The following is a 23,685-nucleotide window of genomic DNA, read 5'->3' as shown; positions in this document are numbered from 1 at the left end:
GAGATTGAGCGGTTGGCCTTCTTACCGAAGCCTCTGCGTATTGTTCATGTTTTTGGTTCTAATGCAGAGGATAAAATAATCTCTGGATGTGCGCATCACAATGAGATTGATCCCATATCTGTAAAATTAGGTCGGAAAAGGCGATCATATGGCCGGCGGTGGTCAATGAGAAGAGTGTATATGATTATGTGGGGTTTATAAGAGTAATATTGAGAAAGAATTTGCGCAAAATTAATGATAATGCCTCCGAAGTAAAATTATTTTTTAAATTGCCAAGGAGCTTTAAAATCGTGGCGCTCATAGGCTCTTACACGCCGGATTGGGGGGTGTTTTAGAGTGAGATGGCGCGCAAAAGCTTTATTTTGTACTGAAAACAAAAGGAACGAATAGCGAGTTTGATTTGCGCCTTAAAGAAATGCTGAAGATTAAATGCGGCAAGGCGCATTTTACCGCCCTTGAGACTGGTGTGGTGTTTAACGAGGCACCGGTGATGAGTTGGCGCGATTCTAAGCGGGGGATGGTGGTAGAAAGAGTGGGGGGCTGTGGTAGGAGTGGGCGGCACGAATGACGCTGTCTTTAGTTGCGTACCGCCAAGCTAATTTTGTGCTTTGCGAAATTAGCCAAGGCTTTTGGACGTACCGCGTAAAATCTTATGAATATCATGCAGAAGGCGCGCAGAAATGGGGGATTGCGTGTCTAGCTTCCCAATGCCGTAATTAAGTACAGCCACAAATGAGATAGCTCTTCAATATCATCAGTCGCACTGATACTTGTTCTTTATTTTCAAACAATAATAGGTCAGATGGTAACGATTATGTCCTTTCTATCTGAGAAAAGAGTAGCACCGCTTGCGTATATGCACGAGTAAAAGTCAATCAACATTGGTCTGAGGTAAAAACAGCCAATTATTTCTAATACACCTAAGGATTTCATAGCTTGCTCTAACGGTTTATATAAATCCGCCCTTTTAAAAGGTGGATTGGGTGGAAAATTTATTGGGATATAGGCTTTATGAATCTCTCGAACTAAGCTTCCTACTATGCAGGCCCTAAGGCGTGATTGCATATATGGTCGCATCTGTTGCTCGTTGTGTAGGCAGAAATCCTAAATTAGGAAAGGAGGGCTGGTCTTTTAATTACAAAGGAAGAATACGGCGCGTAAGTGCAACAAAATGTATTTTGAGGAGCGGTAAAGGGGTGAGGCATTTGATGTCCAGCGGGTGACGGATTAACTGGAGTATAAGTAGGCATTGCTAGGGCGGAGTTTTTAGTTAAGAATTGCGCTCTGTGCGCTATAAGCTCTCTGCATCCTTCATATAGGCGTTGGATCATCGCCCAATGCAACGTAAAGGGGCTGTTTTGTCTTTAGCGCTTGTTTGGCTGCTTCTATAGTGCCGCTGGCTCTATCAGCCATTATGGTTATAATTTCCTCGTCCAAAGAACAGATCAATCGATTGCGTAATAGGGTATGTGTGCCTTTTTTGACCGTGTCTTTTTTAAAAAGAAGCTGTTACCTCGTGGCAGGATTGGGTGTGTTTATATGATCAGCCTGCCAAAGAAATGGAAGCGTTATCGCGATAGCCACCAATAGTAGTCCAGCGATAAAGGCGGCAGCAAACTGCAATGATATAAAAGAACCAAGGACGCCGACCAAAAAGCTTCCGACCGGCATTCCAGCATAGCCTATCACCCGAAAAGCAGAATTAGCTCGCCCGAGAAGTTGCTTTGGTGTGAGGCGCTGCCTGAAGGCGGTAACACCAATAAACCATAAGCTTGCTCCAACGCCAGCGATAAAGGTGACGCCCCATACGACGACAGCACTTTTTGAAAAGGCTGGAATCAGCAGCAAGACAACCGTTCCTAAACCGTCAGTGAGAACAGCTAGGCGCACCGGTGCATAACGTATACGCGGCGCAAATAGGGCACCTGCCATTGTTCCAAGCGCGTAGGCCGCAAACATCACGCCATATTGGCTGCTATGTAGGCCCAGATACCGACTGTCGGTAACGAAGAAGATGAACGAGGTTAGGAATGCTCCAAATACCACCGATAGAAAGAATGTGAGTAATGTAAGGGAGGTAAGATGCCGATTTGAAAAAATGAAACGAAAGCCGGCAATAATATAACGGAAAGTGATGTTTTCTTTATCAAGTGTTGGCGATGTCGGAACAGCACGGCGAGCGGTAAAAATCAATGTGATAAAAAGCACGATTAACAAGCCAAGAAATAGCAGTGTGCCATGCCCTAAAATGCTGCTTGTTATGACAGGGGCAAGAAAATAGGAGACCCCGAAATCTAAAAACAAGACAATTGAGTAGAAGGTCATCAATCGCTCTCCCTCCATGATAAGTGGTGGAATCGTCATTATATAAGCTTCGGCAGAAACGACGATGAATCCAGCAATGGTTGCATAGAAGAAAATTTGTTCGGCTGGAGCAATCTGTATCATGAGCAGTACGAACAGGACAATATGCAGTAGCATGAAGATGAGGAGAGCTGTGGTGGCAAGTTTTATTTTGTCGCAGCGATCAAGTAAAGCGCCTGCAAGGATGCCGAAAATTGGCCACGCTAATGAGAAGAGACCTTGCGCCCAACTTACTCCGACTACGCCATATCCAGATTGTCTTGCTAATAGCGGGATGGCAGTGCGCAAAGCACCGCTGAGTAAGGCGAGCAGACTAACGGTTAGGCAAAAATAGCGTATGTTCCTGTTGGCAAAAAGCGTGAACATTCTTTTCTCCTTAAGATGCCATACAGGTTTCCGCTGTTCCATCAAGTACGGCGGTTGTATTCAGCATGTTTGCGACATAGCCGTCCAAGATATTCCTATCTGCCTGAGGTAGAAGAAAATACATAAGGTTGGAATACCATTGCCAACCACGCTGAGTCAGCTGGAGATCGTTATCACTTTCTACGATGAGACCTGCACCTATGAGCTGTTGTAGGTTATTGTATACGAAAGAGGGGAGTGCGGTCCAGTCAATTCTTTCTTTTTTGGCATAACCGTTATAAGGTAGCCGCATACACAAAGCCTTGGAGGCTTGTTGCTCCGCTGATACCCAATTGTAGTATACTTTGGATTTGCCTTTAAGTTGTATGTCGGTAATGTATCCGCTTCGACTGGGATTGGCTCGTGTGACGAGTGAGCCGAGAATCGACATTGCTGACGCCCCGAAGCCAACCACATAATCGTCATGATAACCATGCAAATATTTGTGATAGCGGAAATAATTCGCTGAACTCGTTTTAGCGAGCGTTAGAGGAGTGTTGTTGGCAATTTTGATATAGGAATGCCCATTACACGGCGCATAGCCGCAGCTGCGCATAACGATGTCGCTAAATAAGCGAAGCATCTGTCGATGCTGTAGGCTGGATGGCTTTAGCCCTTTTTGTGCGTAAGACTTATGCAGTTGCGACGTGATAGCCAGATTGTTGATTGCATAGAGGTTGATGGTTTCAGGGTGAAGCTCGCTGGCTTGCTTCAAATCGTATAATAGTTCTTCGGCTTGCTGGCTGTGCATGCCATAGAGTAGGTCGAAACCGACATGTCCAATTATCTCTTGTGACCAAGCCACGGTATTGTTGATTTGTTCACGTGTTGAGGTGAGGTTAAACAATGATCGGAAACGCTCAATGAAACTCTGTATACCGAAGCTGATCCGGTTAACGCCGATCTCACGGGCAGCATAAAGTTTATCACGTGTGACGCTCTTCGGTTCGCTTTCCAGTGTAAATTCGGCTAAGGAAGAGAGCTCAAATTCGGCATGCAATACTTTTCCGATGTGTCGGATATTATCTGCGGACAAAAGCGACGGTGTGCCGCCCCCTATATAGATGCTGCGGATGGGCCCTCTAAGCGAGCGAATGAAATTTCCTTTGGCTCTGATCTCTGTGGTAAGCGCTGAAATATAAGATTCGATTTGTTTAACGTGCTTGTATGCCCCTTTCTGAAAGGGACAGAAGGAACAGATGGTTTCGCAAAAGGGAATATGCAAATAAAGAGAAACGGTACGCGCTTGTGGAATCTGCTTACTGTGCGCTAGTTTATTAAAGTCTAGGTAATCGTAAAATTCATTTGAAATAGTGCGAAATAACGGATATGTGAAGTTGTAAATCGGCTTGAGTTGATCGAACTTCAGAAAAGGATGATCCACGAGTTGCATAGCTTACCTCCCCCAATTTCTTAACTCGCACTATATTATTGACGGGCGACTGGTGACCCAATCACCCGAGTGTATTACCAAAGATTTTCACGGAACATAATGAATCCTCCTTTTGTAGAAGTTATATGTATAATACATATAACTTCTTATATGAACAGGCTAGCTTGTTTAAGAGGCAATGTAAAGATAAAAATATAAAAAAACTTTCTCTTGCAGCCTTATGGTCTGATATTGTAATTGGTATCCTGTTTTACGTGGTCGGGCTATGAATGCCTAGGGCGAGAAAAAGCAGGGTATTTTAATGGACGTGCGGGGCATCATTGTTATGTTGCTGGGACTTGGAATTTGCGTCTGGTTATGAAATATCATTAGTGCAAAAAGATGATTTTAAAGGTAGATATATATTTTTTGATATCCCTGTAAAACTTCGAGAAGAGATAGAATTATCTATTAGAAAACATATAAATGTCCAGTGTGATAATATTATCGAATTACATGACATCATCGCTCTTGCCCGCCATTTTGACATATTGCCTAAAATCTCATTGAGATTGTGCCATGTACTGGCAAACGGGGATAGATTGCGTTTTGGTATGACTGCGGCGGAGTTACGTGCCGCATTATCTTTGCTAGAATCCAATAGGATTAGGCTTAATGGGGCGCCTTTGCATGTGGGCTCTAATTTGAATTCGACTGAGTTAATACTATCCACCTTAACTAAGGCTGGAAAGGATATTTACGCATTGAAGGATCAAAAAAGTTTTATCAGTCTAGGCGGGGGATATCCGACTTCCACAGCGTTCTGCGATGCCGTGACGATCAATGACGAATACCCTCGTAAAATTTATGAGGCATTATCACAATTGGGTTGTGATTTACATAAGCTTACGGTAATTATTGAATCTAGGCGTATTATATCTGAAGATTATGGTTATTTATTTTCTATAAAAGAGCAGAGTGGTACGAACTTAATTACAATCTTGGCTCTGGGGATGTGTACTCAATCTGCACAGTATCACTAGGTCATAAGTCAAAGTATGTGAAAGCAACTGATACAAAAAAGATTTTACGATGGTGGAAGATCGACGATGAAGGACTTTAGTTCAAAGGAAATTGATATTATTGTGTTCTCATATCCTGATTTTTTGGCTTTTTAGATATAAATAACACACCTCCTAGTGGGCTGGAGACTATCAAATGTTGGATCACGCATGGCGCAATTAGCAAAAATTCCTATCTATTGGATTTGGTATGCTCTACTGGATTCTCAGCTCTAAATATTGTGTGCGAAGTGCAATGTCAAGTGGTGGAAATTGATATAAGTGCAGAGTTTGTACCATCCGCTCAGAACAAGGTTGATAGCTCTGTTATGCAGGCGATGGTTAAGTTTCATATCGGAAATGCTGAGCGTATGACTTATCCTGAAAATACATTTACGCATATTATGGCGGGGTGAGTGTTTGTAAGCACTAGCTGTAAAGGCTACTCACCATCCTAGGGTGTTTACTTCTATGTGGATAACAATAGAGTTACAAAACTTGCTTCATATTAAAAGAAAAGTTTCCTTTCTTTTAATTAAGCATTGCGACAACCAAAAGGAAATTAAATATCTCGCCTTTATTATTCTCACCAATGTTTGCTTATATATGATTATTTGAATCGGAATTAGGTTACGTACAATATGGTATTTCTCGCTGTTTTATATAAGGAGAAGGTTAGCACCGATGTATCGCGTGCAATATCATTTTTTTCACTATGGTGATAGGATAGCTTGTTGAGCGTAAAGTTCTTTTACCTTGATGGATCTTATAGTATTATTCAAAATATCAGTTGATAAATTTTTTTCGTGTCGTTTATGCATGGGCTGATACAATAAGAATAGGACTTGATTGTTTTTAAAGTTGGTATGTTATGGATGTAAAAAATGGTAAACAAACGAAAAGTAAGAATTTTAAACCTGTTTCTCGTTTTCTCAAAAGTTTACGTGGTGTGCACAATTGGGAACAAGTTTCACAATGGCTTGCTTTCCGTAAGGTAGAGGATATTGAATGTATTACGCCTGATCAAGCAGGGGTACCACGGGGCAAGATGATGCTTTCTAAAAAATTTACATCGGAAACATCATTGGCATTGCCTTCAGCAGTTTTTATGGCAACAATTTCAGGGGATTATCCGGAAGATGGTCATGGTTTTGAATATCCTAAAGCAGATGGTGATTTACGCCTTGAGCCTGATCTTTCTACGTTAAGCATTGTTCCATGGGAAGATGCTCCTACGGCACAGGTGATTTGTGATCTTGTGTATCAAAATGGTCAGGTTGTGGATTACACACCACGCAATGTTTTACGAACGGTGGTTCACTTTTACACAAAAATGGGTTTAAGCCCTGTTGTTTCACCAGAAATTGAGTTTTATTTGGTACAAAAAAATCCCGATCCTGATTATCCGTTAGTTCCACCGGTTGGTCGTTCTGGACGTTCAATTGGTGGTGGACAGGGGTATTCCATTGCTGGTGTGAATGAATTTGATGATTTGATTGATGATATTTATCAATTTTCAGAGGCACAAGGATTGGAAATTGATACCCTCATTCATGAAGAAGGAGCAGGACAGTTTGAAATCAATTTACGTCATGGTGATCCTATTGAATTAGCGGATCAAGTTTTTATGTTTAAACGAACAATTCGTGAAGCAGCACTAAAACATAATATGTATGCAACTTTTATGGCAAAACCCATTCAAGGGCAGCCGGGTTCTGCTATGCATATTCACCAATCGGTTGTTGATAAGAAAACCGGTATGAATATTTTTACACAGGAAAATGGTGAAGAAAGTATCTGTTTTCGCCATTTTATTGGTGGATTGCAAAAACATATGCCAGGGGTACTTGTGATGCTTGCACCTTATGTGAATTCTTATCGACGTCTTGTTCCTGATAATTCGGCTCCTGTTAATTTGCGATGGGGATATGATAATCGTACTACAGCTTTTCGAGTTCCTCGTTCTGCTCCTCAAGCGCGGCGTGTTGAGAATAGACTTCCTTCATCAGATGCGAATCCTTATTTAGCCCTTGCAGCTTCTTTAGCGTGTGGTCTTATTGGTTTGCAACAAAAAATTGAGCCGGATGAGCCAGCGACAAATAATGTAAACGCTGATAATATTGAGTTGCCGCGTGGACTCATTGAGGCAGTCAATTTGTTTGAACAAGATACAGTGATACGTGCTATTTTAGGGGATGTGTTTGTCAGTACTTATGCTGCAATCAAACGCCAAGAGTTTGAAACTTTTATGGAAGTAATCAGTCCGTGGGAGCGTGAATATCTCCTGCTGAATGTTTAAATTTTATGACGATGATTGATTATAATTCAATTTCTCCAGGAATTTCTTGGTATGAAGATGCTTTAAGAGAACGTCCATCGTATCCTTCTTTTTGTGAAAACAGACAGTGTGATGTGGTCATTATTGGAGGCGGATTTACGGGTCTTTCGGCTGCTTATCATTTAGCCAAAGCTGGAGTAGATGTTGTTTTATTTGAAGCATCACGTTTTGGTGATGGTGCTTCAGGGCGCAATGGTGGACAGCTGGGAACAGGGCAACGGCAATGGGTAGAAACATTAGAAAAAAAGTATGGTTTTGAGCGAAGTAAGGCTCTGTTTGATTTGGCAGAAGAAGCTAAAAGAGATATTTTAGCTTTATGCGCAATGCCTAATTGTCCGTGTGATTTGATAGGAGGACAGCTTTCTGTAACTCATAAAAGGCGTGAGCTTCTCTCTTATCAACGGCATATTGAGGCGATGCAGCGTTATGGCTATCACGCGCTTACTTTTATGGATAAGGCTGAAACATTTGAGCGACTTGGATCAACTTTTTATTGTGGTGGTATTTATGATGCGGATACCGGTCATATAAATCCCTTAAAATTGATTATCGGGTTGGCAAAAAGAGCACAAGATGCTGGTGCTAAGCTTTATGAGAAGTCACAAGTAACGACCGTAAGGCGCAAGGGAGCACATTGGAAAGTAATAACAGAAAAAGGCAGTGTAACAGCAGAGCATGTTTTACTTGCAACAAATGGGTATAAACTTGGTCTGGAGCGTTTTATTGAAAAAAATATTGTTTCTATTCGCTCTTATATTGGAGCAACGGACCCATTACCAAAGCATAGTTCAATTCTTATAGGGGGGGAATCGGTTGATGATTCCCGTTTTATGGTTCGCTATTTTCGCAAAAGCATTGATAATCGCCTCTTATTTGGTGGTGTAGAAAGTTATGATAATAAGCATCCTCTAAATTTAGATGAACGTATAAAACGGCAAATTGTTGAAATTTATCCTCAATTACATTCTATCAATTTAAGCCATCGGTGGGGAGCAACGGTTGCCATCACAGTTGAACGCATGCCCTATGTTCGCCAAATTTTTTCAAGGATGACTTATTGTGGTGGTTATTCAGGGCATGGCGTTATGCTGGCTCCTTTCGTGGGAAAATTATACGCAGAATGGTTAACTGGAAAATATGAACGTTTTTCCTATTTCCAAGACTTAAAGATTTCATCTTTTCCGGGGGGAAGAGTTTTGCGTTATCCGCTTATATTTTTAGCAATGCGTTGGTTTTCTTTATTGGATCGCCTTTAATGGAAACATTGCTTGAAATGAAGAAAATTAATGGCTTATTTAGTATCTGTCTGCTTTAATGATGAAAGCTTTTATAAGTGATATGGGATTTCATAATCGAATAGAAAAATAAACAAGTTCATGGTGCGTAAAATTATTCCAGTTTCTTCCTTTGATTGTATTGTTTTTGGTGGCAATGGTGATCTGGCGTTGCGCAAGCTTTTGCCGGCTTTGTATCATTGTCAGTGTGCTGGGCAATTCAGTGAGCCAACACGTATTATTGGGGTTTCGCGCACTTCCTTAAGTTGTGAAGAATATCAAAATTTTGTCCGCAATTCTTTAGAAAAACATATCCATTCAAAAGATCTAAATTCAACAGAACTCAATCGTTTTCTTGCACGTTTAACTTACGTTTCTGTTGATGTTTCCTCAAATCGAGGGTGGGAGGATTTAGCCCTCCTTCTGTCACAAGATTCAGCGGATATTCGAGCTTTTTATTTGGCTGTTGGTTCGTCACTTTTTGCTGATATTGCGATGAAGTTGGAAAAAAATGATTTGGTGACACCACAAACACGGATTATCATTGAAAAACCAATTGGTTGCGATGTAAAAACAGCGGTTTCACTTAATGATGTATTTGCAAGCGCCTTTAATGAAGAGCAGATCTTTCGTATTGATCATTATCTTGGGAAGGAAACTGTTCAAAATTTAATGGCATTGCGGTTTGTTAATACACTTTATGAACCGCTATGGAACTCCAATTATATTGATCATGTTCAAATAACCGTTGCTGAATCTTTAGGGTTAGAAGGGCGTACAGAATATTATGAAAGCACTGGTGCTTTACGCGATATGGTTCAAAACCATATGCTACAATTACTTTGTTTGGTTGCGATGGAAATACCATTTACCAACAGTGCTAATGCTGTGCGTGACGAAAAACTTAAAGTTTTACATTCTTTAACACCGCTTGATGTCCATAATGTAGGGCAGCATACTGTACGTGGGCAGTATCTTTCTGGTCTATCAAATGGTATATCTGTAGAGTCTTATTTTGATGATTTGGGAAGAGTGAGTAAGAGCGAAACATTTGTAGCCCTTAAGGTTAAGATTGATAACTGGCGTTGGGCTAATACGCCTTTTTATTTACGAACAGGTAAGCGCATGTTCACGAGAATGTCTGAAATTGTTGTGGTTTTTAAACCTATTCCTCATAATATTTTTAATGTGGATTTAGATGAAATTTTTTCTAATCGGCTTGTAATTCGTCTCCAACCTGATGAAGGTGTAAAACAATGGTTGATGATTAAGGATCCAAGTTATGGCGGTATGCGGTTTCGTCACATTCCATTAGACATGAGTTTTGCTTCCGCATTTTCTGAACGTAATCCTGATGCTTATGAACGTTTATTAATGGATGTTATTCGTGGAGATCAAACACTGTTTATGCGTCGTGATGAAGTTGAGGCTGCTTGGCGTTGGATTGATCCAATCATTGAGGGGTGGGAAGCAATAAAACAGCCTGTTCACAGTTATAATGCTGGTTCGTGGGGGCCGTCTGCTTCGATGAGCCTCATGGAACGTGATGGGCGTATATGGAACAATTTAGTTTAGAGCAATAAGTATGTATAGAATGAATATTGACCGTTTAGATTTTGAAACCCCTCAGACTTTAGCCTTGGCATTGGCAGATCGAGTAGCCGCAGAGCTTAGTGTATCTGTTCTTGAGCGCAAGAGAGCAGTTTTAGCGGTGTCTGGTGGTAAAACACCAGCATTGTTTTTTCATTATTTGTCAAAAGCGGATATTGATTGGCAAAATATTATTATCACTTTGGTCGATGAACGTTTTGTCCCTACACACGATGAACGTTCAAATGAACATATGGTACGGTGTCATTTGTTACAAAATTTTGCCGAAAAAGCACGTTTTGTAGGGCTTTATCATAAAGCAATTACTGCTGAACTTGCTGCTTTTTCAGCGGCGAGTCGTGTTAATACTTTGCCTAAACCCTTTGATGTTGTTGTTTTAGGAATGGGGCAGGATGGACATACGGCTTCTTTTTTTCCTGATGCTGATCGTTTAAAGCAAGCGCTTGATTTACGAACACAAGCACTTGTTTTACCCCTTCATGCTAAGAGTGCTGTTGAGCCAAGACTCTCACTAACTTTGCCAGTTATTATGCAATCTCGTTGTATTATTCTCCATTTTGAAGGTTTTCAGAAACGCGATTGTTTTGAAGAGGCTTGTCAAGACGGGTCTGAAATAGAAATGCCTATTCGGGCAATTTTGCGTAATTCCCCTCATCTCGTTCAGGTTTATTGGTCGCCTGCAGAAAATGAAATAAGTGAATCAAAATATGCGACACAAGGTGAATAAAAACGTAATCTCTCTCAATGAATGAGGGGCAGCAACAATGAAAGGGGGAGAGAAATATGGCACTTTCCAAGACAATTGCCACAGTTACACGAAGGATTTATGAACGGTCTCAATCAACACGAGAAATTTACTTAGATCGTATTGCAAAAGCACAAGTTCATCGCCCCAAACGAAGTTTTTTAGGATGTGCCAATCAGGCGCATGGCTTTGCTGCTTGTGGTGCAATAGATAAAGAGCGTTTGAAGGGAAATATTGTTGGGAATATTGGCATTATCACGGCATATAACGATATACTTTCAGCGCATCAACCTTTTGAAAAATTTCCTCACTTAATTAAAGAGTCGGCCCGTATGGTTGGTGGTGTTGCACAGGTTGCAGGTGGTGTTCCCGCGATGTGCGATGGTGTTACGCAGGGAAATGCGGGGATGGAGCTTTCCCTTTTTTCGCGTGAAGTAATTGCAATGGCGACAGCTATAAGCTTATCACACGATGTCTTTGATGCAGCATTGTATCTTGGGGTGTGTGATAAAATTGTACCAGGTTTATTGATTGGTGCACTAACATTTGGTCATTTACCAGGAATTTTTATAGCAGCTGGTCCCATGACGAGTGGTCAAGGTAATGATGAAAAAGCGAAGATACGTCAACTTTACGCGGAAAATAAAATAGATCGCCAAACACTTCTAGCATCAGAAGCACGTTCTTATCATGGGCCAGGAACATGTACATTTTATGGAACAGCTAACTCTAATCAGGTGATACTGGAGATGATGGGGCTTCATATGCCTGGAGCTTCTTTTATTAATGCTAATACACCGTTGCGTGATGCTTTAACAAAAGAAGCTACGAAACGTGTACTTGAAATGACAGATCTTGGTGATCATTATAGTCCACTTGGTATGATCATTGATGAGCGTTCTTTTGTGAATGCCATTGTAGGATTAAATGCAACAGGAGGTTCTACCAATCATGCGATTCATTTGATTGCTATGGCTGCTGTTTGCGGTATTAAATTGACATGGCATGATATTGCAGAAATTTCATCCGTTGTGCCTCTTTTAGCGCGCATTTATCCTAACGGTTTAGCAGATATTAATCATTTTTATGCTGCGGGGGGAATGGGATTTATTATTCGCGAGCTTATCGAGGCAGGCTTGGTCCATGAAGATGTTTCTACAGTTTTTGGTAAAGATCTCAATGCTTATGCAATTGAAGCAAAGCTTTCTGCTGATGGTCATGTGGTGCGTGAAGCGGCTCTTAAGGAAAGTGGTGATCATAAGGTGTTAGCAGGGTGGAGAAAGCCATTTCAGTCTGATGGTGGTCTTCGTGTTTTATCAGGAGATTTGGGAACAGCTATTATAAAAGTTTCCTCTGTTAAACCAGAGTATTGGCAGATTAAAGCACCAGTCTTTGTTTTTAATGATCAAGAGGAACTACAAAAATCTTTTAAATCTGGAGTGTTGCATAATAAAGACTTTATCGCTGTTATTCGCTATCAAGGACCAAAAGCCAATGGTATGCCAGAGCTTCATAAATTAACGACCATTTTAGGCGTTTTACAAGATCGCGGTCAAAAGGTAGCATTGATAACCGATGGGCGTATGTCAGGAGCGTCAGGAAAAATTCCTGCTGCCCTCCATGTGACACCAGAAGCAGTGGATAATGGCCCCATTGCACGTTTGCAGGATGGTGATATTGTTTTTCTTGATGCTCATGAGGGTAAATTAACTCTTTTGGAGGATTTAGCAAAATTTAACGCGCGACAAATCATACCTCCAGATCTTTCAAAAAACGAACATGGTGTTGGACGCGAACTTTTTCATGTTTTTCGTCAATCCGTTAATCGTGCAGATCAAGGGGCATCTGTTTTTATGACATGAAAAATGCAAAAATAATAAGCTGAATCATATACAATGAAACCATATACAAGGAATTGTTACAATTCTTAGAATTTTGGTATAGGCAGATTGTGTGATCGCGCAGCAGCTTTGAGTGTATTAACCATAAGCATGGCAATTGTCATTGGTCCAACGCCTCCTGGAACAGGGGTAATCGCAGCAGCTTTTTCTTTTACGTTTTCAAAATCGACATCACCAACAAGACGTGTTTTCCCTATACCTTTTTCTGGTGCAGCAACGCGGTTAATACCGACATCAATAACAATTGCACCATCTTTTATCCAGTCTTTTTTAATCATTTGTGGACGGCCTACAGCTGCTACTAGAATATCAGCGCTTCGACACACATCATCAAGGTCACGGGTACGACTATGGGCAATTGTCACAGTAGCATTGGCTGCTGTTAAAAGGGCAGCCATAGGTTTTCCAACAATATTAGAGCGTCCAACAACGACAGCATCAAGTCCAGATAAATCTTGCCCACAGTGTTGTTCAATCATCATCATGGCACCAGCTGGAGTGCAGGGAATAATTGCATCTTCAAGTGCATTTGCCGCGAGTTTTCCTACATTAATATAATGAAAACCATCAACATCTTTTTGGAAAGCAACGGCTTGTGTTATGCGATTTGTATTCATATGAGCAGGGAGAGGCAGCTGTACCAAAATACCATGAATTTTGGGATCAGAATTTAATGTTGCAATAAGTTGAAGGAGTTCTTTTTCTTGTGTTTCTTTGGAAACGGCATGTTTGATTGAAAGAAACCCACATTCTTCGGCTTTTTTATTTTTTGAGGCGACATATACTTGACTTGCAGGATCGTCTCCAACGATAATAACAGCGATACTAGGTTGTATATTATAGTGATGGCGGAGCTTTGCTGTTTCGGCCTTAACTTTCACAATAATCTCTTCAGCAAGTTTTTTTCCGTCGATAATATTATTCATTCAGAGATCCTTTCGGTAAGGCTGTTTGTTTTTTTTTGTAAAGCATTTTCTAATAATACGATAGAGTTTTATAGCAATATTCATATGAGAACAGTAAGAATGGTTTTATAATGTTGTGGATTTATAGTTTTGAAGACTTTTAAATAATTGCTTTATAAAGAAGCAGCAACATTGCTGTTTGAATAAATTTTGGATAAAGAACAAAAATAATGAAGATACAAAGTGGATATAGTGAATTATAGGGTTATAAAAACTTTTTATGATCATTTAAGTTTGTTTTTAATCTGTTATAGGGGGATAAGTATAGAGGGATATTGTGCGCATCAGAATAATAAAACTTTTGAGCGGAATTTTTATTACAATTATCTTTTTATTGGGAGTGGGGATTCTCGTTTTACCTTATCTTATCTCTACAGATGCGATTCGTATTCGTTTAGCGCAGGATTTGAGTGCATGGACGGGTTACAATGTGCAATTGCGTGATCCACCGCGATTACATCTTTTTCCTTATCCTAAAGCATTTCTTTCTGGCGTTACTTTAACATCAAAAATGGATGATGTTGCGCCATTAATGGAAGCTGAATCAATAGAAGTTGATCTTTCTGTCGTCGATCTTCTTTGGGGACATATTTCTTTTTCAGAGACGCGGATTATGCGTCCTCAATTTGTTATGGAAAAGCCTGTTAAAACAATAGCAGATTTTTTTGATCGGTTTTCTCGCTCACAAGGTGCATTAGGGTTGGCAATACGTAATACGCGTGAAATATTAAAACATAATCCTGAACATCCAGAGATAGAGCAACTTTTAAAACAACCTTTTGGGCGGATTGTCATTAAAAATGGTGTTCTTGTGTATCACGATAGTTTTTCAGGAGCAGCAGAAAAAATAACAGGATTAAATGCAACTTTAGATTGTCCGAAATCAACTCAGGAAGTACGGTTACGCGCAGATGCGCGTTGGCGTGGAGAATTTACAAAGTTATCAATTGATGCTTCTCAAGCATTGTTGCTTCTTGCAGGAGGCAAAAGTCATATTAGGGCAAGTCTCAATTCTGTACGTGGGGGAATAACTTTTACAGGAAAGGCTCGGTTATCTGAATATTATATTTTTGACGGAAAAGTATCGATGCGTTCTCCTGGATGGAATCAGACATTGTCTTGGGTTGGTGGAAATCAGTTTTGGGGACATAAATTAAAAATACCCATTGTATGGGAATCTCATTTTTTAGCGCAGCCAATGCATATCCAAATGAACAATGTTACATTTACGATGGGAAAAGCCAATGCGCGAGGAGCTTTAAAACTCGATTTTCAAGATTATGTACCAAATGTCATGGGCTCTTTAGCTTTTGATAACCTAGACCTTAGCCTCTTGAGTTCAATATTTTTTTCAGGCAAAAAGAAAAATGCCTGCTTTGACATGAGAACTTTTGATCGTATTGGCGTGGATATACGACTTTCTGCGCCACAAGCTAAAATAGGAAATATTTCACTCACAAATTTAGCTGCTGCAATACAAATAAGAGATGGGCATGGTATTTTTGATCTTGGACATGCTAATATTTTTGGTGGATCCGTGCAAAGTAATATTGAAGTTACGTCAGCTGGACAGAGAGTGCGTATTGGAGGAAATATTTCAGGCGCTTCTATTGATATGCAGGAGACTTTAGAAACCTTGGGATTTATTCCATTTATACAAAGCAAAACGAATTTTACTGCAACGGTACGAACACTTGCTGATTCTTGGCCAGAAATTTTCACGAAAATGCAGGGTGAATTAACACTGAAGATGTCTTCTGGTCGGCTATTAGGGTATGATCTGAATGAATTACAAACAAGACTTTCAAATAAACAACAATTTCTTTTAATGAATAATGATACTTTTTCAACAACATTTGATCACTGGGATATTCAGACAAGCTTTTCAGAAGGTATGATGAAGGTGACAGAGTCATTAATGCGTACAGCAGACTTGAGCTTATCCATTCAAGGAACCATTGCAGCTGCTATTGCGCAAGGGAAGCAAAATGAACTGATATTACAGGCACAACTAGACAAAAACTATAGATCAGAAACTTTATGTAAAGACGTCCAATGTCTTGCTAATAGCCTTGCATGGCCTTTTACATTTTCTCTAAGCTCTAAAGGACAAAATCATGGTAATTTTTGGGTTACAAAAGACATTGACGCAGATTGAGTATCGTTTTTCATCTGTATAATATTCTATCCTATAATGGTAATTCGTTTTTTTGCAACTTAAAATTGTCTTTTAAATTTAAATCAGAGCTCCCATTATCGAAAGATTCTCTCATTTTAAGTCCGTTCGTCGTGAAGCAGTAAAAACCGTCCTCTCCGTCATAATAAGTGTGGTTGATATAGATAAATGACTGAAGAGAAGAATAAAAATCCTTCTTATGGAATCTCTCAAATACAAGAGATTCATAATATTGATGCAAATCTTAGAAAAGTTGCTAAAAAACATTAAAATTTTAAGGAGGATGTTGGCCAGTGCTTATTGAATCGCAGAAGAAATACCATAGCCATCTTTGGTAATTGTATGCTTCCCGTCTGCTCCAACAGAACCAATTCCCACTGTAATCAAAATAAAGGCTAAGAGGGTTGTAACCGTAATAATTGTAGCTTTTTTAGCAGACATATTTTTCCTCCACGGATGCATCAATGACTGAATGCAAAGATGAATGGTGTATTATTTAAACTTTTATGAAAGCAGAATCACTTAAGGATCTATAAGTTCCTATTATTATCTCATAAAGCTAAAAAAACTCTATAATTCTTTAATATATTATAGTTCTATAGATATAATTTTTTCTTTTTGCTATATATTTTTCTTCATTTTCTCGATGACGATAGTGAGCATTGGCAAAATTTTTATGCGCATAAATTATAAACTTAAAAGATTATTTATCAGACAGACATTGGCTTTGAATGAAGAAATAAAGATAGAGGGGGCACAAGCTTCTTATCTTGTGCATGTTTTGCGTATGAAAGAAGGAGCAGAAATTTTACTTTTTAATGGACAGGATGGTGAGTGGCTTGCTAAACTTATCGCTATTAAGAAAAAATTTGTTGTGGTTCAGCTTATCCATCAAGAAAGATTACAAACGACGCATTCCAATCTTATTTATTGCTTTTCTCCACTCAAAAACGCGCGGTTGGATTATATGGTGCAGAAAGCTGTTGAAATGGGGGTATCGATTTTGCAGCCTGTTATGACGCATCATACGCAGGTTACGCGTATCAATATGGCGCGTATGGAAGCCAATGTTATTGAAGCTTCTGAACAGTGTGGAATTTTATCTCTTCCTGAATGCGTCTCTGCTCTATCATTAGCAGAACTTTTAGCACGGTGGGATAAGACACAGCCTTTATTCTTTTGTGATGAAGAGCATAAATCGCATAATCCATTAGCTTCTTTTAAAAAGCGTGACGTTACAACACCTGGTATTCTTATTGGACCGGAAGGTGGCTTTAGTGAAGAAGAGCGGAGCTTTTTAAAAAAACATCCTTTTGTGGTTCCAATATCATTAGGTCCGCGTATTTTACGCGCTGACACTGCCGCTGTTGCTGCTTTGGCTCTTCTTAATGCTACCGTGGGGGATTGGGCAATGGATTGAGAAATCTGTAAAATCATTCTAAACAATTCATTTAAGATGATGATACCAATTATAGGATACGATGAGTTATGGCGCTTGATATAACTGATGAAAGTGAAATTTATAACTTAGATTCTTTGGTTAGCTATTTCCAAGGGGGGTATAAAGCAGAAGATGATTGGCGCATTGGTACAGAACATGAAAAATTTCCGTTTTATAGAGATGGTTTTCACCCTGTTCCTTATGAAGGAGAGAGGGGAATCCGAGCGCTTTTAGAGAGGATGCAAAGCGCCTTAGGATGGAAACCTATTTTAGATGAAGAGAATATTATTGGGCTCGTAGGATCCGTTGATCAGGGAGCTATTTCTTTGGAACCTGGGGGACAATTTGAATTATCTGGTGCACCATTAAAATCAGTAGGCCATACATATTATGAGTTGATGGAGCATTTAACTCTTCTCAAAAAAATTGCAGAACCATTGGGTATAGGTTTTCTAGGTCTTGGAGCTAGTCCAAAGTGGACTTTAGCTGAAACGCCGCGAATGCCTAAATCACGTTATCAGATTATGACTGATTATATGCCTAAAGTGGGGTATAATGGTCTTAATATGATGTATCGCACATCAACAGTTCAGGTTAATCTTGATTTTTCATCTGAAAGTGATATGCGGCGAAAAATGCAAGTGTCCATGAAGCTACAGTCCATTGCAACAGCATTATTTGCAAGTTCACCTTTTACAGAAGGGCGCCCAAATGGCTTTTTGTCGTGGCGTTCTGAAATTTGGCGTAATACGGATAATCAGAGGACAGGCGTTCTTCCCTTTATATTTTCTGAGCGTTTTGGTTTTGTTGATTATGTTGAATGGGCCCTTGATGTTCCAATGTATTTTGTTGTGCGTGATGGTCGTTACTATGATTGTACACACATAACGTTTCGTCAGTTTATGAATGGAGCATTAAAAGGACAAGTTGCAAATTCAATTCCAAACATGGGAGATTGGATTAATCACTTATCAACGTTATTTCCTGAAGTCCGCTTAAAAAGATTTTTAGAAATGAGGGGAGCTGATTGCGGTTCTTGGAAGCGCATTTGTGCGTTGTCGGCTTTTTGGGTTGGGCTTCTTTATGATAGGGAAGCACTTAATGAGGCAGAGGCTTTGACAAAAGATTGGTGTTTTGAAGAAGTTTTAGAGTTGCGCCAACGCGTTCCTAAAGAAGGGTTAAGAACTCCTTTTCGTCAAACTATTCTTTTAGAGTTAGCACGTCAATCTCTCGCTATTGCTCGCAAAGGCTTAAAAAATCGCAAACAGTATGATACGAATGGTTTTGATGAAACAAATTTTCTTAATCCTCTAGAAGAGGTTGTTGCAATGGGACAAACAGATGCTGAAAAATTTTTGTCCCATTACTATTCTATTTGGAATGAGTCGGTAGAACCTTTATTTTTAGAATGTGCCTATTAAATTTGAAGCAAAGATACTTCCTACTTTTTTAAAAATGCATATAACCGTGGTGGTTCATTCACTCATTTGCTCTAGAGAGCATATCCTACCTTGCTTTTAACATTTCTCATAACGGAAAGGATACAATACAAAAATCTCTTGGGCAGTGTGATTTTTATACCCAATAATATCACGATATTTCCGTAATCGTAATGTTGTCCTTTTGTACTAAAGATAGTTCATAAGAGATAAAGCTTATTATCAAACATTTTTTATTCACTTGGCTCATCTACTTATGAATAGGTCTGAAAATAATATTTTTCACTTTTAAAAGGGATAAAAAAATATAATTTGCGGTTAATAGTCAATTATTATAATTCAATATACGATGCTTATATGAAAGAGCATTTTATTATACAAAAATTATGATATCAATCTTTCAGTGCGCTAAAAAGACAGTAGAAAAAATACCGATAGATCTATGTATGTATAACTCAAGCTTATTTTTATAGAAAAAAGAAATATATTATATAAATAGATAGAAATAAAGATGATAATATATAGAATGAATGTGTTAATTACATCATTAAATATTAATAAATAAAAATATTATCTTCATAGGGTTATATGAAATTATAAGCTATTCATAGATAAGAAATAACTATTTGTATGCAAAGGGGTTATTATATTAAAATACTATTATTCTTGATAAAGATGAAAGAGATAAAGAGATTGAGCTTGTAACGAATGAGTGTTTGAATACGCATAAAAATTCAAAAAAGAACAACATTTCTATAGCAGAATAATTTTTATCAGTATGAGCGCAATTTATTATAGACGATTAATTATCTCCCATATATTGTAAATTTACTTTAAAGCTTCTTTTAATGCTTTATAACTGTACTATTCATAAAATTTATAATATTTGTAGGCTTAAAGCCTCTCATTTTAATCATATACCCTCAGTCTTTTCCATTGTTTTCATTATCTAGAAATTTGTAACCGCCTTTGTTATGCTCTCACTAGGATAAGCAGCTTTAAAGTGCATCCGTAATGGCATCACGCCTCTGTAAACCAGCTGTTGTGTTTTCTTCTGTAGAATTTGTAAATAAAAGGGACTGTTTCTCATCACGATCAGTTACAGAGATTCAACGTTTTTATAAAGATACCGTGGAAAGCATTGACCTGTATCTATTGCATCTATATTAGGCAAATTCTTAGCTATCAACACAGAAAAAACGCTTCGTGCTCCTATGCCTATAATTTGTATTACTCTATTTTCTACTACTGGCACCATAGGGAATATATGTGGTATCTGAAAACTCCATCATTGAAGATACAACTATAATAAAGCCATTGTCGTGTAAAAGGGCGATACGAACTTTGCGTGAGGCATGCCTCTTCAAATTCAAAAACCTTCCTCTTATTAGTCCTTGCTTAATATTATAACTCCAACTTATCTTTTTTTGTATCTAAAATGACAAAATTATCTACAGCACGTGCACGTGTTGTTCGATCAGCATATGAATAGGTATCGTTAAAAGTTTTACTGCGCTATTATAAAAAGCAATCATATTATTTATATTTGCTGCTCAAGCTCCGCCCTTCAATGTTTCGACAACTCTTGCATTAAGACGTTTCATAAGAGGTATTTCTACTCCTTTCTCATACATTTTTATCCACATATCTGCCCTGCTTGTGACGTGCAAGCAAATGATTTTGATTGATTCAAGATAAACAGGTTTGAAATGAGAGAATCTTATGTGATTCGGGACTCTCATTTAATATGCAAACAGTAAATTATGATTATAAATCAACATGTTGTCTTTAAAAACCTTTTTATGACTATAAAAGAATTTTGAAAAATAAAAAAGCTTTCATTGAGAGCAAAGAAAGAATGTATAAAAGGTATTTTCAATAAAATAATTATACTTGAAGTGCTGATCAAAGCTATTGAGAGTGCAGTCCATAAAATGAGCAGAAGTAGCTTGTTGGTGTATTTTCTAGAAAAATCATGAATGTTCGATTGTTAATTCATCTTTTCTTGGAAAGCTCGCTTCAGTTCAAATAGCAAAAGAGAGTGGTAAGGACATTTATAGGATAAGATACGCTGGAATTATTCAGTATTAAGATGCAATGAATGTTGTTTATATTTTTCTTATTTAACTATTTTATAAGAGCATAAATTTAAAGAATAAGAAAATAATTTTATTTATTTTCTTTAAACAGTTATTAGTAGATAAAAAATTCTCTTTTAATCTATAAATTAAAAAAATAATGATTTTGTAAAAGCCTTGTAAGCTTTATAGGTTAATTTTAAATATCATGCATTGATTTTGAATTATGCAGATTATTTATGTCAACCATAATAATAGTGAGCATAGACAATGACATTTAATTTTTTCGTCAATTTATTTCTATTTGTTATTTTTTTATTATTGGTTTCTCAAAGTAAGAAAATGCAATGGAGTCTTTCACTACGTGTTATGCTATGGCTTATCCTTGGCTTGATTTTTGGAAGTGTTTTGCAGTTTATTTATGGAGAGGGTGAAAGCACTTTATTGAAATCCGTTGAATGGTTTAACATTGTCGGTGAAGGCTATATTTTATTGTTGCAAATGATTGTTATGCCACTGGTTTTTATTTCTATCGTTTCAGCAGTTGCTCATTTACATTCTGTTTATGCTGTTGGAAAGATGAGTATAATAACAATTTCAATATTGCTTTTTACAACGGCTCTTTCAGCATTGGTTGGTGTGCTTGTGGTTAATTTTTTTGGATTAACAACCGAGGGTTTGGTGCATGAAGGGCAAAATGTTTCTGCTCTTCTTGAAGGTCATATTTCTAAACTTGGAGATATGAATATACCAAAGATGATTTTGTCTATGATTCCTAAAAATCCATTTGCTGAGTTGAGTGGAGCTAAACGTACGTCAATTATCAGTGTTGTTATTTTTGCGTCATTTTTAGGTGCATCGGTTCTTCTTTTAAAGAAAGATGAGCCAGAAAAAGGAGAAAAAGCGCTTTTATTTATTCAAGTGGCACAAGCTTGGATTATGCGGTTAGTCCGTATTGTGATTGCTTTGACGCCTTATGGTATTTTTGCACTTATGACGAAAGTAGGAGCAATATCGCGTATTGCAGATATTTTAAATTTACTGGTTTTTATTATTGCTTCTTATGTCGGTATTATTTTAATTTTTGGAATTCATGGTGTATTGCTTGGTATTTCTGGGATTAATCCCTTTCGTTTTTTCAAAAAGGTTTTACCAGTTTTAACATTTGCTTTTAGCAGTCGTTCAAGTGCTGCAAGTATTCCTTTGAATATTGAAGCGCAAACACAGTGGATAGGTGTACCACAATCCATTGCGAGTTTTGCAGCTTCTTTTGGGGCAACAATTGGACAAAATGGTTGTGCTGGTCTTTATCCAGCGATGCTTGCGACCATGATTGCACCCTCTATGGGTATTAATCCTCTTGATCCTACTTGGATTGCTACGCTTATTGGTGTTGTAACATTGAGTTCTATTGGTGTTGCTGGTGTGGGGGGAGGTGCTATTTTCGCTGCATTGATTGTGTTACCAATTATGGGGCTTCCTGTTACTTTGGTTGCTGTACTTATCTCTATTGAACCGCTAATTGATATGGGACGGACTGCTCTAAACGTGAGCGATTCAATGATAGCTGGAACGGTCACTAGTCAAATATTACGGACAACAGATAAAAGTATTTTAAAAAAATAATTTTAGGTTATATTTTTTTTGGCTGTAAAACATCTGTAAGAGATATTTGCGCTGAACCAGGTTGTAGGGGTTTTTGTTGGTTGGGATGAGGAGCCCAACCAGAGAGCCAGATGAAAGAAAAATGTGCACGAATACGTCCATCAGGATCACTAAATTGTTGTGCATAGATTTCAGCTGCGCGGAGAAAAAAACGTTTGGATACAGGGCGTCGTGAACGATTGATGAGTGCATTTTGCATTCCCATAGCTTTAAGATCGTGCATAAGGTCAAACATTGTATTATAACGTATTGTGATATCTTCAACGTCTGCTACAGGCAGGGCAAAGCCAACACGCTGTAAAAGAGCGCCTGCATCACGAATGTCGGCAAAAGGGTAGATCCTAGGGCTTGCTCCACCATAAATTTCACTTTCAGCTTGCAGCAGGCTTTCCCGCAATTCTCTTAATGTACCAGCTCCTGCCATAACAGCAAGAAATAAGCCATCTGGTTTAAGGGTATTTTTTATCTGGCTTAGAACACCAGGGGTATCATTGGTCAATTGTAATGAAAGAAGTGAAACAATAAGGTCACAGTAACTTTGAGGTAAATCAAGAAATTCTCGATGACGTAAATAGAATTTTTTATCATGGCTTTGATAAAGCGTATCGGTTTCAATGCGTTCTATGGAACAAACTTTTCCAGATTTCATTAAAGCTTGCGCAGCAAGGTCTGTATGGCTGTGTAAATCAAGAGCTAATGTAAAGTGGCGATCAACAGTGCTAAGGCGTTTATAGAGATCTTCTGCCATGTGAGAGAGTAAAAAGTCACATCCTTTTTTTGCTTTTTGAAAGGCACGTTTTCGGAATTGTTCAATGCGGTTATGATCAAAAATTAAAGGATGCGACATATT

At 38.5% G+C, this 23,685-nt stretch carries 19 protein-coding genes and 1 pseudogene; 14 read left to right on the top strand and 6 right to left on the bottom strand.

The annotated features are described in order from the left end of the window. Positions 1 to 158: 158 nt before the first annotated feature. From ACFIK3_RS04240 to ACFIK3_RS04230, 3 genes are all read left to right on the top strand, one after another. On the top strand, positions 159 to 335 hold the full coding sequence (locus tag ACFIK3_RS04240) for a hypothetical protein (RefSeq protein ID WP_375658111.1): 177 nt from the start codon (positions 159 to 161) through the stop codon (positions 333 to 335). 65 nt (positions 336 to 400) lie between these two features. Continuing rightward, positions 401 to 568: a hypothetical protein gene (locus ACFIK3_RS04235; protein WP_375637524.1), complete on the top strand. Its 168-nt coding sequence runs from the start codon at positions 401 to 403 to the stop codon at positions 566 to 568. Next, positions 565 to 720 carry a hypothetical protein gene (locus tag ACFIK3_RS04230; protein ID WP_375663019.1) on the top strand — a complete coding sequence of 52 codons (156 nt, stop codon included), beginning with the start codon at positions 565 to 567 and terminating at the stop codon, positions 718 to 720. Before ACFIK3_RS04235 ends, ACFIK3_RS04230 begins: the two co-directional genes overlap by 4 nt. Before the next feature lie 789 nt (positions 721 to 1,509). On the opposite strand, the gene ACFIK3_RS04225 is transcribed toward ACFIK3_RS04230, so the two are convergent. Beyond that, positions 1,510 to 2,730, bottom strand: coding sequence for an MFS transporter (locus tag ACFIK3_RS04225; RefSeq protein ID WP_375637523.1), 1,221 nt, complete (start codon positions 2,728 to 2,730; stop codon positions 1,510 to 1,512). Between the two features lie 10 nt (positions 2,731 to 2,740). Then, positions 2,741 to 4,162 carry a coproporphyrinogen-III oxidase family protein gene (locus tag ACFIK3_RS04220; protein ID WP_375676300.1) on the bottom strand — a complete coding sequence of 474 codons (1,422 nt, stop codon included), beginning with the start codon at positions 4,160 to 4,162 and terminating at the stop codon, positions 2,741 to 2,743. A gap of 320 nt (positions 4,163 to 4,482) precedes the next feature. On the opposite strand from ACFIK3_RS04220, the gene ACFIK3_RS04215 reads away from it, so the two are divergent. The 7 genes from ACFIK3_RS04215 (at position 4,483) to edd (ending at position 13,032) form a co-directional block, all read left to right on the top strand. Further along, entirely contained in the window at positions 4,483 to 5,184 is a 702-nt protein-coding gene (locus ACFIK3_RS04215) for a hypothetical protein (RefSeq protein ID WP_375676299.1), read from the top strand. Positions 5,185 to 5,321: 137 nt separating this feature from the next. After that, a complete protein-coding gene (locus ACFIK3_RS04210; RefSeq protein WP_375676309.1) occupies positions 5,322 to 5,618 on the top strand; it encodes a class I SAM-dependent methyltransferase in 297 nt (98 codons plus the stop codon). 455 nt (positions 5,619 to 6,073) lie between these two features. Continuing rightward, on the top strand, positions 6,074 to 7,501 hold the full coding sequence (locus ACFIK3_RS04205; protein ID WP_273790377.1) for a glutamine synthetase family protein: 1,428 nt from the start codon (positions 6,074 to 6,076) through the stop codon (positions 7,499 to 7,501). Between the two features lie 11 nt (positions 7,502 to 7,512). Then, positions 7,513 to 8,796, top strand: a complete 1,284-nt coding sequence (locus tag ACFIK3_RS04200; protein ID WP_375637536.1) for an NAD(P)/FAD-dependent oxidoreductase — start codon at positions 7,513 to 7,515, stop codon at positions 8,794 to 8,796. A gap of 120 nt (positions 8,797 to 8,916) precedes the next feature. Then, positions 8,917 to 10,389: a glucose-6-phosphate dehydrogenase gene (gene zwf / locus ACFIK3_RS04195; RefSeq protein ID WP_375676298.1), complete on the top strand. Its 1,473-nt coding sequence runs from the start codon at positions 8,917 to 8,919 to the stop codon at positions 10,387 to 10,389. Between the two features lie 10 nt (positions 10,390 to 10,399). After that, on the top strand, positions 10,400 to 11,152 hold the full coding sequence (pgl, locus tag ACFIK3_RS04190) for a 6-phosphogluconolactonase (protein WP_273790379.1): 753 nt from the start codon (positions 10,400 to 10,402) through the stop codon (positions 11,150 to 11,152). 56 nt (positions 11,153 to 11,208) lie between these two features. Further along, complete coding sequence (edd, locus tag ACFIK3_RS04185) at positions 11,209 to 13,032, top strand: phosphogluconate dehydratase (RefSeq protein ID WP_273790380.1); 1,824 nt, start codon at positions 11,209 to 11,211, stop codon at positions 13,030 to 13,032. 65 nt (positions 13,033 to 13,097) lie between these two features. On the opposite strand, the gene folD is transcribed toward edd, so the two are convergent. After that, the gene (gene folD / locus ACFIK3_RS04180) at positions 13,098 to 13,997 is read right to left on the bottom strand and encodes a bifunctional methylenetetrahydrofolate dehydrogenase/methenyltetrahydrofolate cyclohydrolase FolD (protein WP_273790381.1); all 900 of its coding nucleotides are present in this window, start codon (positions 13,995 to 13,997) and stop codon (positions 13,098 to 13,100) included. A gap of 316 nt (positions 13,998 to 14,313) precedes the next feature. On the opposite strand from folD, the gene ACFIK3_RS04175 reads away from it, so the two are divergent. Next, entirely contained in the window at positions 14,314 to 16,194 is a 1,881-nt protein-coding gene (locus ACFIK3_RS04175; protein ID WP_375637517.1) for an AsmA family protein, read from the top strand. Between the two features lie 315 nt (positions 16,195 to 16,509). Here ACFIK3_RS04175 and ACFIK3_RS04170 read toward each other — a convergent pair whose 3' ends face one another. After that, on the bottom strand, positions 16,510 to 16,653 hold the full coding sequence (locus ACFIK3_RS04170) for a hypothetical protein (protein WP_375643339.1): 144 nt from the start codon (positions 16,651 to 16,653) through the stop codon (positions 16,510 to 16,512). Positions 16,654 to 16,888: 235 nt separating this feature from the next. On the opposite strand from ACFIK3_RS04170, the gene ACFIK3_RS04165 reads away from it, so the two are divergent. After that, the gene (locus ACFIK3_RS04165; protein WP_375631008.1) at positions 16,889 to 17,632 is read left to right on the top strand and encodes a 16S rRNA (uracil(1498)-N(3))-methyltransferase; all 744 of its coding nucleotides are present in this window, start codon (positions 16,889 to 16,891) and stop codon (positions 17,630 to 17,632) included. A 68-nt stretch (positions 17,633 to 17,700) separates the two neighbouring features. Beyond that, entirely contained in the window at positions 17,701 to 19,074 is a 1,374-nt protein-coding gene (locus tag ACFIK3_RS04160; RefSeq protein ID WP_273790385.1) for a glutamate--cysteine ligase, read from the top strand. A 985-nt stretch (positions 19,075 to 20,059) separates the two neighbouring features. Here the strand turns inward: ACFIK3_RS04160 and ACFIK3_RS04155 are convergent. Beyond that, positions 20,060 to 20,645: pseudogene (locus ACFIK3_RS04155) on the bottom strand (type ISP restriction/modification enzyme); the annotation flags it as partial. 795 nt (positions 20,646 to 21,440) lie between these two features. Here ACFIK3_RS04155 and ACFIK3_RS04150 point away from each other — a divergent pair. Next, a complete protein-coding gene (locus ACFIK3_RS04150; RefSeq protein ID WP_375637515.1) occupies positions 21,441 to 22,796 on the top strand; it encodes an L-cystine transporter in 1,356 nt (451 codons plus the stop codon). 7 nt (positions 22,797 to 22,803) lie between these two features. Here ACFIK3_RS04150 and ACFIK3_RS04145 read toward each other — a convergent pair whose 3' ends face one another. Continuing rightward, entirely contained in the window at positions 22,804 to 23,682 is an 879-nt protein-coding gene (locus ACFIK3_RS04145) for a methyltransferase (protein ID WP_375676297.1), read from the bottom strand. Between the last annotated feature and the right edge of the window lie 3 nt (positions 23,683 to 23,685).

The sequence above is a fragment of the Bartonella sp. CB10SXKL genome (assembly GCF_042195515.1).
Lineage (GTDB): Bacteria > Pseudomonadota > Alphaproteobacteria > Rhizobiales > Rhizobiaceae > Bartonella.
The sequence above is the reverse complement of the archived record's forward strand: the minus strand, read 5'-3'. Positions and strand labels throughout refer to the sequence as shown.